Raw genomic sequence first — 12,876 nt, forward strand, 5'->3', positions numbered from 1 at the left:
TAATGGCAAATCATTTACAACATATAAAGAAACCTAAATTGACCGTAGTTGGTGCAGGACCAGGTGATGTGGAGCTGATTACGTTAAAAGCGATCAGAACGCTGGAAAATGCCGATGTGGTTTTGTACGATGCTTTGGTGAACGAGGAGTTGCTGGATTATGCCAAGAATGCGGAATTGATTTTTGTAGGTAAACGCAAAGGATGCTATGCATATCAACAAGAGCAAATTAATGAGCTTATTGTAAGTAGGGCAAAATCTAACGGACATGTGGTGCGGTTAAAAGGAGGGGATCCTTTTGTATTTGGTCGTGGTTCGGAAGAAATGGAATATGCCGCTTCCCATGGGTTGCAAGTAGCCATGGTACCAGGCATATCGTCAAGTTTAAGTGTGCCTGCATATCAAAATATTCCGGTAACAAAAAGAGGTTCTTCAGAAAGTTTTTGGGTAATTACAGGAACTACAAAAGAGCATAAACTATCAACAGATGTTGCCTTAGCTGCAAAAAGTAGTGCTACGGTAGTCATATTGATGGGGATGTCAAAACTCCCTCAGATAGTAGAATTATTTAAGTCTGAAGGTAAATCGGAATTACCTATAGCTATAATTCAGAACGGAACACGAAAGAATGAAAAAATAGGAGTTGCGACTATAGATACCATAGTTGATGTGGTGGAGAAAGAAAAGCTTTCTAATCCTGCTATCATTATCATAGGAGAAGTAGTTAGACATCGTGAAGCGTTAGCGGAGGCAACTCATAAGTTTGCTGAAGAAAATGTCAGTTTTGTTGAAGTAAATAAAGCATAGCATATTTAGTAAAGGATAAGTATATAGAATAAGTGAAATTAAAAGAAGCTAAAAAGTAGTTGTATAGAATGATGTCAACTTTGTAGAATTACTTTTTACTAAAAAGAGAATTATGATTAAAACAGATATGCTCATTATAGGAGCGGGACCTACCGGATTGTTCACGGTATTTGAAGCAGGATTATTAAAGTTAAAAACGCATTTAATAGATGCATTGCCACAACCAGGTGGTCAGTGTTCAGAGATATATCCTAAAAAGCCTATCTATGATATTCCTGCATTTCCAGAAATTTTGGCAGGTACTTTGGTAGACAACCTTATGGAACAGATAAAGCCTTTTGAACCAGGATTTACCTTGGGAGAAAGAGCGGAAACGCTAGATAAGTTAGAAGATGGTTCTTTTGTGGTAACTACCAATAAAGGAACAAAGCACAATGCACCTGTAGTGGTAATTGCAGGTGGTCTGGGTTCTTTTGAGCCAAGAAAACCACCTATTTCTAATATTGTAAACTTTGAAGATACAGGTGTTTCCTATATGATCAAAGATCCAGAAGTATATCGCGATAAAAAAGTGGTTATTGCCGGTGGAGGTGATTCTGCCTTGGACTGGGCTATATTTTTGACCGATGTAGCGGCAGAAGTAACCTTGGTACACAGAAGGGATGAATTTAGAGGGGCATTGGATTCCGTTGAAAAAGCATCTGAACTGGCGAAATTGGGTAAAATCAAGTTGATTACCAAAGCTGAGGTAAAAGAGCTGCACGGTGAAAATGAACTTAAGGCAGTGGTTATTAAGCACACGGACAAGGAAAAAGAAGATACTTATTTAGAAGTGGATAATTTTATTCCTTTATTCGGTCTGTCTCCTAAATTAGGTCCTATAGGTGATTGGGGCTTGGAAATTCAGAAAAATGCCATTAAGGTAAATAACGCAAAAGATTACCAGACCAATATACCGGGAGTATATGCCATTGGTGATGTTAATACTTACGAAGGTAAGTTGAAATTGATACTTTCAGGTTTCCATGAAGCAGCCGTTATGTGTCAATATGCATACCAGCAGATCAATCCAGGTAAGCGCTTTGTAATGAAATATACTACTGTTGGTGGTGTTGAAGGTTTTGATGGTTCTAAGAAAGAAGCAAAGAAAGAAGTAGTGCAGAGTATCGCATAAATTATATTATTTGAGTAGTACGGCCTCCGGATGCTTTAGACGTGCGGGGGCTTTTTTTGTGACATTTTTTAAGAATTTCGTTGGCTAAAAAAACCATTGAAGTCTTGGTAAAGAGCGAGTAGTGCCGTTACTTTGCAATTCGTTCCTAATTAAATTGTATTGTTATCAAGAAAGGCGGAGGGACTAGACCCTGTGAAACCTTGGCAACCCTTTCCGTAATGGAAAAGAAGGTGCTACATTCTATCCTAATTCAAAAGGACAGATAACTAAAGAAAGAACATAATTACCTTCCTTTCCTTACTTGATATCATATATTTTAAAGCGAACAAATAATTTGTTAAGCGTAAAATGAAGGATATAAAAGAAATTTTAAAAGAGCGTATTTTAATACTGGATGGTGCCATGGGTACTATGCTTCAACGTTATAAGTTTACTGAAGAAGATTTTAGGGGAGAACGCTTTAAGGATTGGGAACATCCGTTGCAAGGTAACAATGATTTGTTGTCGTTAACGCAACCCGATGCTATAGCAGATGTTCACCGTCAGTATTTTGATGCTGGGGCAGATATTGTAGAGACCAATACCTTTTCCGGAACTACGATTGCTATGGCAGATTATTTTATGGAAGATTTGGTGTATGAGCTTAACTATGAATCTGCGCGTATTGCCAAAATGGTAGCAGATGAGTTCACTGCAAAAGAACCAAATAAACCTCGTTTTGTAGCCGGTAGTATTGGACCCACCAATAAAACGGCAAGTATGTCACCAGATGTAAATGATCCAGGTTACAGGGCTATTTCTTTTGATGAGCTACGTATTGCATATAAACAACAGGTAGAAGCTTTATTAGATGGTGGGTCGGATATTTTATTGGTAGAAACCATTTTTGACACCCTCAATGCCAAGGCGGCATTATTTGCCATAGAAGAAGTTAAAGAAGAACGAAATATAGATGTTCCCATAATGGTTAGTGGTACTATTACCGATGCATCCGGTAGAACGTTATCGGGTCAAACGGCCGAGGCATTTTTAATATCCATATCCCACATTCCTATTTTATCGGTTGGGTTTAATTGTGCTTTAGGTGCAAACCAGTTGGTACCTCATTTAGAGGTGTTGTCCACCAAAAGTGAACATGCGGTCTCAGCGCACCCCAATGCCGGTTTGCCAAATGCATTTGGAGAGTACGACGAAACTCCTGAGCAAATGGCGGAACAGATCAAAGAATACGCGGAAAAAGGATTGGTAAATATAGTTGGCGGTTGTTGCGGAACCACTCCGGAACATATTACTGCGATTGCTGAGGTGGTAGCCAAGTATGAACCTAGAAAGTTGACAGTTGTCGGTAAATAAATCGTTTTTCGTTGCTCGTTAATGGTTTATCGTGGTTTTTTAAATATGATATGGATTATAAAGAATTAGATATTTGGGTGCAGGCTAGGATGTTGGTGAAAACAGTATATGTTTTGACGAAGTCCTTTCCACAAGATGAGCAATTTTCTTTAACCTCACAGGTGAGAAGATGTGTTATATCTGTTCCTTCAAATATTGCTGAAGGTTGTGGAAGACAATCCAATAAAGAAACAATTCATTTTTTACATATTGCTAGAGGCTCCTTATTCGAGTTGGAAACCCAGTTGATTTTAGCAGGAGATTTAAATTATATTTCAGATACAGATATCGTTTTGAAAGAAATAGAAAGAGTGAAAAAGTTGTTGAACGGATTCATAAATTATCACAAGAAGTTATGAGTAAAGAGAACGAACAACGAACAACGAATAACGAACAACGTTTTCTAAAGCTTAGCGGCCTAGAACCCCTAATTGTTACCCCAGAAACGAACTTCATAAACGTTGGTGAGCGAACAAACGTTGCGGGTTCAAAAAAGTTTCTTCGTTTAGTAAAAGAGGAAAAGTTTGAAGAGGCGTTGGCAGTGGCTAGGGAGCAGGTTGAAAATGGTGCCCAGGTTATTGATATTAACATGGATGACGGATTGATCGATGGTAAACAGGCCATGGTGAAATTTTTAAACCTTGTTATATCGGAGCCGGATATTTCTCGTGTGCCAATTATGATCGACAGTTCTAAATGGGAAATCATTGAAGCTGGTCTGCAAGTTGTTCAAGGTAAATGTGTGGTAAACTCCATTAGCTTAAAAGAGGGCGAAGAGCAATTTATACACCACGCCAAACTCATAAAAAGATATGGTGCCGCGGTAATTGTTATGGCTTTTGATGAGGTAGGTCAGGCAGATAATTATGACCGTAGAATTGAAATAGCAAAACGTTCGTATGATGTTTTGGTGAACAAGGTAAATTTTGCACCAGAGGATATTATTTTTGACTTAAATATTTTTCCGGTAGCAACGGGTATGGATGAGCATAAATTAAATGCTGTCGATTTTATTGAAGCTACAAGATGGGTCCGTGAAAACTTGCCACATGCCAGTGTAAGTGGTGGCGTTAGTAATGTTTCGTTTTCATTTAGGGGCAATAACCCGGTGCGTGAGGCTATGCACTCGGTCTTCTTGTTCCACGCTATAAAAGCGGGTATGAACATGGGTATTGTAAATCCGAGTATGCTAGAGGTGTATGATGATATTCCTAAAGACTTATTGGAATATGTAGAAGATGTTATTCTAAATAGGAGGGATGATGCAACGGAGCGCTTGCTAGATTTTGCCGAATCTGTAGTTGGTAAAACCAAGGAAAGTAAAATAGATCTATCGTGGCGAGAAGAACCTTTACAAGAGCGTATTACCCGTGCCTTGGTAAAAGGTATTGATCAATATATTATTGAAGATGTTGAAGAAGCCAGGTTGGCTGCCAATAAGCCAATTGAAGTTATTGAGGGCAACTTAATGACGGGTATGAACGTGGTGGGCGATTTATTCGGTAGCGGAAAAATGTTCTTGCCGCAAGTGGTAAAATCTGCCCGAGTGATGAAGAAGGCGGTAGCTTATTTATTACCCTATATTGAAGAAGAAAAGTTATTGAATCCGCAAGTTGGAGATTCTGATAATGCCGGAAAGATTTTAATGGCAACCGTAAAGGGCGATGTTCATGATATTGGTAAAAATATTGTGGGTGTAGTATTGGCCTGTAACAATTATGAGATTGTTGATTTAGGCGTAATGGTGCCACCGGAAAAAATTATTGCGGCAGCTATTGAGCATAATGTAGATATTATAGGGCTTAGCGGATTAATTACCCCATCATTGGATGAGATGGTGCATTTGGCAAAGGAAATGGAACGTAAAGATTTCAGCATTCCGTTGTTGATCGGTGGTGCAACCACCAGTAAGGCACATACCGCGGTAAAGATTGATCCACAATATAAAGAGGCAGTAGTTCATGTAAACGATGCTTCTAGAGCGGTAACCGTGGTGGGTGATTTGTTGCAAAAAGAAACATCTACGAGCTATAAGAAAAGTATAAAAGATGATTATGATGTGTTTAGGGAAAAGTTCTTGAACCGTTCATCTAGTAAAACATATAAGCCAATTTCTGCGGCACGGAGAAATAAGTTTAAAATAGATTGGAAAACTTCTGAAATTGTAAAGCCGAACAAATTGGGTATTCAGGTGATCGAAGATTTGGATCTGAATGTTTTGGTACCCTATATAGATTGGACTCCATTTTTTAGAAGTTGGGAACTACATGGTAAATATCCTGCAATATTGACCGATGAGGTTGTTGGGGAACAAGCAACCGATTTATTCGCAGACGCTCAAGAGATGCTGAACAAGATAATTTCCGAAAAGAAATTAAAGGCTAAAGGTGTATTTGGACTGTTTCCTGCGAATTCCATTAATGACGATGATATTTTAGTCGATACTAGTTCAAGTTTAGAAGGGAATACAGGGTCGCCTAGCGGAGCCAAAACAGATGGGAACTATGCTTTCCGTACCCTTCGCCAACAATTGGAGCGTAGGGAAGGAGTCGCAGATTATGCCTTGGCGGATTTTATTGCTCCAAAAGAATCTGGGAAACAAGACTACATGGGTTGTTTCTGTGTATCCACAGGTTTTGGTACGGCAGAAATGGCGGCGCAATATGAGAAAGACCTAGATGACTATAACTCCATCATGGTAAAGGCATTGGCGGATCGTTTAGCCGAAGCATTTGCTGAATACTTGCATAAAGAAGTGAGAACAGCGCATTGGGGTTATGCCGCCAATGAAGATCTGAGCAATGAAGATTTAATCAAGGAATCTTATAAAGGTATTCGTCCTGCGCCTGGTTATCCTGCTTGTCCCGATCACTTGGAAAAATTGACCATTTGGGATGTTCTGAAAGTAAAGGAAACCATAGGTGTGGAGTTAACAGATAGTCTTGCCATGTGGCCGGCCGCATCTGTAAGCGGATATTATTTTGGTAACCCGGAAGCCCGTTACTTTGGTCTTGGTAAAATAAAACTGGATCAAGTAAAGGATTTTGCGGAACGAAAGGGGATTTCGTTTGAAGAAGCCGAGAAATGGCTTGCACCAAATATAGTGGACTAATGCGTTAGGGATTGCAGCGGCATCTTTTTCTATTTCTGAACTGTGCCAATGTTAAGTAAAAAGAGTTGATGAAATAGAAAAAATATAGCGAAAAGCCCGCCCGAACGCCCAAAGAAGAATTAAAGTAAATAAGCCTCTTGAAGGTTTGCTCATAACCAAGAGTAAAAGAATATAAAATGAAAGTTACAGACCATATCACCAATGCAAAGGGAAAAACACTTTTCTCTTTTGAGATCGTACCGCCGGTAAAGGGGAAAAATATTCAGGAATTGTACAATAATATTGATCCTTTAATGGAGTTTAACCCTCCGTTCATTGATGTGACTACATCGCGTGAAGAAACTATCTATATTAAAAAAGAAGGGCTTTTAGATAAGAAAACAACACGTATGAGACCTGGTACTGTGGGTATTTGTGCATCTATTCAACATAAATATAATGTAGATACGGTGCCTCATGTGCTTTGTGGCGGTTTCACCAAGGAGGAGACGGAATACTTGTTGGTTGATTGTCATTATTTAGGCATACAGAATGTAATGGCTTTACGTGGTGATGCCCGAAGTGAGCAAAAATATTTTGAGCCTACTGATGGAGGACACCCGTTTGCTATAGATTTGGTAAAGCAGATCCAGGATTTGAATAAAGGTAAATATTTACATGAAACCGTGGAGAGCGAGCACAGTAGTGAGTTCTGTATAGGGGTGGCGGGTTATCCGGAAAAACATTTAGAATCTCCATCATTACAATCGGACCTAAAGCGATTAAAGGAAAAGGTAGATGCCGGTGCGGATTATGTGGTTACGCAAATGTTCTTTGATAATAAAAAGTATTTTGAATTTGTAGAAGCTGCAAAGGAAATTGGAATTACCGTACCTATTATACCGGGCATTAAGCCTATTGCCGTAAAGAGGCACATGCAATTATTGCCGCAGGTGTTTAGAATAGATATGCCGCAAGATTTAATAGAAGCTGTTGATGCTTGCGCCACCAACAAAGATGTACGTAAAGTAGGTATAGAATGGGCAATTCAACAATCTAAGGAATTGAAGGCGGCAGGTGTTCCTGTATTGCATTACTATTCTATGGGGAAATCCGATAATATTAAGGCAATAGCGGAAGCACTATTTTAAAGGTTTAAAAAGTATTTAGTAGAGCGTATTACGTACAAAATGTCCGATAATGATAATACTTTGTACATAATACTTCGTACTTGATACTTATAACTATTTTTGCCTACAATGAATTTTAAGTTTCTAACCATTGTAATGCTATCGGTAAGTTTTTGCTTTGCGCAAGAAGGTACCAAGAAAAAGAAGTACACGCTTGATGCCAACCAATTCTATGGTTCCATCATACTGCACAATCCAGATATTTCGCATTTGATCACATCGCACCCGGCAGGGGTTATTTTAAGTTATAACCGCAAAACGTACGGGGAAGAAGAATGGGAAGAGTTGTATAATTATCCGGATCTGGGTTACTCTTTTATTTATCAGAATACGAACAACAGCACGTTGGGCGATAATTATGGTTTGTATGCGCACTACAATTTTTACTTTTTTAGGCGGAACATGCAATTACGCGTAGGGCAAGGTATTGCATACGCTACTAACCCGTACGATAAAGAGACCAATTTTAGAAATAATGCCTACGGCTCGGATTTTTTAAGTTCAACCTACTTAATGCTGAACTATCATAAAGAGAATATTATAAAAGGATTGGGTTTTAAGGCAGGTGTGTCCGTAATTCATTATTCCAACGCCAATTTTAGGGCACCGAATACGTCTACTAATACCTTGGCATTTAATGCCGGTTTTGTATATGATCTAGATGGTGGTGCTGAAATTGATTATGTACACAGGGGAAAAGAAAAATTGACTGAGCCATTGCGTTACAATATTGCGTTGAGAGCTGGTTTAAACGAGAGTGATGTTATTGATTCCGGTCAATATGGCTTTGTAGTGCTTTCTGCCTATGCCGATAAAAGGGTTGGAAGAAAAAGTGCTCTTCAAGTGGGAACAGATGTATACTTTTCTAATTTTTTGAAAGAGTTGATCAGGTATCAAAGTATTGCTTTTCCAGAGAATAATGTGGATGCAGATGATGATTATAAAAGGGTAGGTGTATTTGCGGGTCATGAACTGTTCATTAATGAAATGTCCGTCATTTCACAATTTGGCTACTACGTGTATTATCCGTTCGATTTTGAAGGTCGCACCTATTTGCGTGTGGGATTAAAGCGCTATTTTGGAGATAGGGTTTTTGGGGCGGTAACCTTAAAGTCTCACGGCGCAAAAGCGGAAGCGGTAGAATTTGGGATAGGAATACGATTGTAGAAATATGATGTTAGAAAATAGAAAACATAAAATAGACATTTGGACAAAAGGGATGTGCCAAACATTTTTGACCTTCACTACTATGTTTGTTTTGCTGCTCATAGGTAATTCTTGCGACTCCGAAAACGCTTCAGATTGTTTTCAGAGTACAGGTGATATGATACGAGAAGAAGTTACAGTAGCTGAATTTACGAGTATTACCGTATTTGAAAATGTGACTTTAGTTATAAAACAAGGCGACACCCAAAAAGTAGAAATAGAAACCGGTGAAAATCTTAGAAATGAGGTTTCTGCTGTTGTAGAAGATGGTCAATTATTACTGACGGATACGAACGATTGTAATTATGTAAGAGATTATGCTACCACTACGATCTACGTAACTACCCCTAATTTGACCAGTATACGTAGCAGTACAGGTTTTCCTATTAAAAGTGACGGAGTTTTGGCTTTTGATAGCTTAAGATTGTTGTCCGAAAGTTTTACGAATCCGGAAGCAGAAACAACAGATGGGGAATTTGATTTAGATTTAGAAGTGGCTTCGTTAAGTTTAACGGTTAACGGCATTGCCTATTTTAAGTTGAAAGGAACAGCGGAAAGTATGAGTATTACCATAGCTGCGGGTGATTCTAGAATTGAGGCTGAAGCATTGATCACTGATCGTGTTACCATAAACCATAGAGGTTCAAATGATATTTTAGTGAATCCGCAAGAAAGTCTTACCGGAGTATTAAGGGGTACTGGCGATTTACAAAGCTATAACCGACCAGCAACTGTTGAAGTGGAAGAATTGTATAATGGAAGATTGATTTTTGTGGAATGAATCCCATTTTAAAATATCTGAAAAATGTATTCGCTACTAAACGAGTGTTGGGAGATGACCCGACTTTGACCGGATTGGTAAAAGCAGATGCTATTTTACAAGATATGTATGCCGATAACAAATTTCCAGGATTGGCAATTACGGTTTTAAAAGAAGGAAAAACCATTTTCCAAAAAGGGTATGGGTATGCGGATTTAAATACCAAAAAATATGTAGACCCAAAATCCTCAATTTTTAGAATTGCAAGTGTATCCAAGCCTATAGCGGCTACCGCATTGGCACATATGGTGCAAGAAGGGTTGATCTCATTAGACGAATCTTTCTATACCTATCTGCCAGATTACCCCAAGAAAAAGTGGGATTTCACTATTCGTCAATTGGCTAGCCACACTGCAGGTATACGCGTGTATAAAGGCAAGGAATTCGCCTTGAACGAACCTTTTGGCATAAAGGACGGTTTGTCAATCTTTAAAAACGATCCGTTGGTATTTGAACCAGATACCGAATATTTGTACAATAGTTTTGATTGGGTAATGATTTCGGCGGCCATGCAAGAAGCAAGTGGTATTCCGTTTGAAGCATATGTGCAGGAGAAAGTATTGGATCCCTTGGGAATGAAAAACACATACATACCAAGAAGGCATCCTGATGATAACCTTAAGCAATCGGATATAGATGTGAATGCTATTGCAACATCCGAAGCACAGAACAATGTAACTGCATTTTATACCAAAAGCTTGTCCGGGTTTAGAAAAGCGACTCCCGTAGATATCTTTTATAAGCTTGCTGGTGGAGGTTATTTATCAACTTCAGAAGATATTGCAAAATTCGGGCAAGCATTTTTAGATGAGAAAATAGAAATCGAAAAAGATATTTTGAATCAATTTTTAACTGCTCAGCTAGTAAACGGTAATTCTACATACTACGGTTTAGGTTGGCAGGTAAGTGAAGATGCCAAAGGGCGTAAGTTTTTTGGGCATGTGGGTAGTGGGGTAGGTGGGTATTCCAATTTTTTCGTGTATCCAAAAGAGCAATTGGTGTTTTCAATTCTGATCAATAGTACAGACCCTAAAGTACAAGAAGATCTTAATGTTGTGATAGATTCTTTTTTTGATGAGCTTGATTCCAACTGATTTAATGTTTTTTAAAATTTAAAGAAAGGGTATATTAGTCTCGCTAACCGTGAGATTTTTAATATAGAATGAGCTTACCACCAGAAACCACCCCAGTTGAAGAGAAAAAAAAGAACATAAAATGGCTTCAACGACTTAAAGAAGAAAGTTGGGAAGCAGAATTGCTAGTTTCTGCAATTGCCATTTTTGGAACGTTTCAACTATTTGGTTTAATAGAATGGGCTACAAATAAATACATTGATCTATTACCCGTTGAGCAATACATTTATGGGTATATGATTGTTTTTTTAGGCTTGTTGGCTATTAGTATTCTGGTCTCTATGTTCGTAATTCATTTCGTTTTACGAGCGTATTGGATTGGATTAGTAGGGTTGAATTCTGTTTTTCCAGATTATAGTATTGAAGATAGTGTATACTCTAAAATTTATACCGAGAAGATTTTGTCCATACTCCCAAAGCAACAAGATACTATTCAAAAGGTAGATGAATTATGCAGTGTAATTTTTTCTTCAGCATTTACTATTCTATTGATTTACTCTTACATGTCTTTGTTTTTAAGTATTTATATGCTGATATATAATTTGTTGTTGGATTATGTGCCAAGTTATATACTGTTAATACCTTTATTTATAATTTCAGGTCTTCTTGTATTACAAATGATTTTTAGTGTCATCGGAAATTTAAAAAAGTACAAGTCTAATGTATTGGTACAAACTTGGATGTTTAAATTGGTCAAATTTACATCAATGGTTACCTATGGTCCTTTATACCGTAATTTACTGCAGGTTTCAATGGTTTTTGGGTCTAATTTTAAGAAGAAAAAGTCTTTAGTTTATCTCGTGCTATCGTTTTTTGCATCAGGCATATTTTTGACATTAGTGAAATTTCAAGATACCAACATTCCTCATTTGATTTTTCCAAAAGATCATGATGTAAATCTAATGTACTTGAGTTATTATAGTGATCAAAACCCTGATGAATCATTTTTGTTGACTCCACAAATACAGTCTGATATTATAACGGGTGAGACTGTAAAGCTGTTTATTCCCGTATTTCATCATGAACGTAATTATCAAGCTGCTACTTGCGGCGAATATCAAGAAGACGATAGTTTGTCCAATGAACAGGAAAGAGTTAAATCAAGAAAATTTTATCTTGATTGTTATGAAAAATATCATAAGGTTACCCTCAATGGTACTTTGTTAAATATTGATTTCCTAAAGAAAGACCATGCCGTTTCAGAACAATTTGGTATTGTAGGTTTTATTGACAAAGAGTTATTGAAAAAAGGTTATAATACCCTGTTGGTCACTAAAACGTTAGGTGATGTTAAAGAATTTAAATGGTCTATTCCCTTCTATTATCAGCCCAATGCACAATTAAAGTAACTTTTTAACGCTATGAGATTATCAAATTTAAATTTATTGACATGAAGGTAAAGTGTTTTTTAATTGTATTGTTTGCAATGGCCATAAACGTTTCTGCACAAGAAATTACGACGTTTACGGGCATATGGGGAATGGAGTATTATCAAGACGATAAGGAAATTACCAAGAAGGAAGTAAAAGAATTATTTTCTAGTAATGATGAAATTTATAGCGACTGGAAAAAAGCTGACACAAAAAAGAGTATCGCTACCATTGCTTTAGTCGGCGAAATAGTTGGAGTAACCTGGGGCTCGGTAGAATTATTTAACAATGACCCTTTTGTAAGTGACAGGGATAAAGCGAGAAAGGCAATTGGGCCATTGTTGGGTGGTATTGGCTCTGGTATAATTGCTATTATATTTTTGAATGGTTCTAATAAGGCAAGAAAACAAGCTATACTTGCTTATAATAAGCAATTTGATGATAAAACGGCTTTTAAACTTAGACCGGTATCTAATGAGAATGGACTAGGTATTGCACTTAGATGGTAAGAGGTTTAAAGATTTAACACAAAACCTTCACTTTTTGAGAAAGAAATTGATTTTTATAAAAAAATAAAATCCAAAACAGCCATTTTTAAATATAATTACTACATTAGCCACAGATTACAAAAGTGATGACAAAACAATATTTCTGGAACGGTTTTTATTTTTACTTCTTTTTTAAGAGAGGTACG

11 protein-coding genes and 1 riboswitch are annotated in these 12,876 nt (G+C 37.5%); all 11 genes read left to right on the forward strand.

The genetic code is table 11. The annotated features are described in order from the left end of the window. Positions 1 to 2 precede the first annotated feature (2 nt). The 11 genes from cobA to VBZ51_RS15335 all read left to right on the forward strand — a co-directional run bounded on the left by cobA (position 3) and on the right by VBZ51_RS15335 (position 12,691). On the forward strand, positions 3 to 806 hold the full coding sequence (gene cobA / locus VBZ51_RS15285; protein WP_416577495.1) for a uroporphyrinogen-III C-methyltransferase: 804 nt from the start codon (positions 3 to 5) through the stop codon (positions 804 to 806). Between the two features lie 112 nt (positions 807 to 918). Continuing rightward, complete coding sequence (locus VBZ51_RS15290) at positions 919 to 1,980, forward strand: NAD(P)/FAD-dependent oxidoreductase (RefSeq protein WP_071340185.1); 1,062 nt, start codon at positions 919 to 921, stop codon at positions 1,978 to 1,980. A gap of 159 nt (positions 1,981 to 2,139) precedes the next feature. Continuing rightward, positions 2,140 to 2,249: riboswitch (SAM riboswitch) on the forward strand. 79 nt (positions 2,250 to 2,328) lie between these two features. Further along, the gene (locus tag VBZ51_RS15295) at positions 2,329 to 3,333 is read left to right on the forward strand and encodes a homocysteine S-methyltransferase family protein (protein ID WP_305522912.1); all 1,005 of its coding nucleotides are present in this window, start codon (positions 2,329 to 2,331) and stop codon (positions 3,331 to 3,333) included. Between the two features lie 50 nt (positions 3,334 to 3,383). Further along, on the forward strand, positions 3,384 to 3,731 hold the full coding sequence (locus tag VBZ51_RS15300; RefSeq protein ID WP_058105322.1) for a four helix bundle protein: 348 nt from the start codon (positions 3,384 to 3,386) through the stop codon (positions 3,729 to 3,731). Then, positions 3,728 to 6,484 (forward strand): methionine synthase, encoded by a 2,757-nt coding sequence (metH, locus tag VBZ51_RS15305; protein ID WP_416577496.1) that lies wholly within the window; start codon positions 3,728 to 3,730, stop codon positions 6,482 to 6,484. Before VBZ51_RS15300 ends, metH begins: the two co-directional genes overlap by 4 nt. 176 nt (positions 6,485 to 6,660) lie before the next feature. Continuing rightward, positions 6,661 to 7,614, forward strand: a complete 954-nt coding sequence (gene metF / locus VBZ51_RS15310; RefSeq protein ID WP_099193460.1) for a methylenetetrahydrofolate reductase [NAD(P)H] — start codon at positions 6,661 to 6,663, stop codon at positions 7,612 to 7,614. Between the two features lie 108 nt (positions 7,615 to 7,722). Further along, positions 7,723 to 8,820 (forward strand): acyloxyacyl hydrolase, encoded by a 1,098-nt coding sequence (locus VBZ51_RS15315; protein ID WP_416577497.1) that lies wholly within the window; start codon positions 7,723 to 7,725, stop codon positions 8,818 to 8,820. A 4-nt stretch (positions 8,821 to 8,824) separates the two neighbouring features. After that, positions 8,825 to 9,640: a head GIN domain-containing protein gene (locus VBZ51_RS15320; RefSeq protein ID WP_416577498.1), complete on the forward strand. Its 816-nt coding sequence runs from the start codon at positions 8,825 to 8,827 to the stop codon at positions 9,638 to 9,640. Further along, positions 9,637 to 10,773: a serine hydrolase domain-containing protein gene (locus tag VBZ51_RS15325; protein WP_416577499.1), complete on the forward strand. Its 1,137-nt coding sequence runs from the start codon at positions 9,637 to 9,639 to the stop codon at positions 10,771 to 10,773. Before VBZ51_RS15320 ends, VBZ51_RS15325 begins: the two co-directional genes overlap by 4 nt. A gap of 68 nt (positions 10,774 to 10,841) precedes the next feature. Beyond that, positions 10,842 to 12,161: a hypothetical protein gene (locus VBZ51_RS15330; RefSeq protein WP_416577500.1), complete on the forward strand. Its 1,320-nt coding sequence runs from the start codon at positions 10,842 to 10,844 to the stop codon at positions 12,159 to 12,161. Positions 12,162 to 12,202: 41 nt separating this feature from the next. Beyond that, complete coding sequence (locus VBZ51_RS15335) at positions 12,203 to 12,691, forward strand: hypothetical protein (protein WP_416577501.1); 489 nt, start codon at positions 12,203 to 12,205, stop codon at positions 12,689 to 12,691. Positions 12,692 to 12,876 lie beyond the last annotated feature (185 nt).

Source organism: Maribacter sp. HS (genome assembly GCF_048059195.1).
In the GTDB taxonomy this organism is placed as follows: domain Bacteria; phylum Bacteroidota; class Bacteroidia; order Flavobacteriales; family Flavobacteriaceae; genus Maribacter; species Maribacter dokdonensis.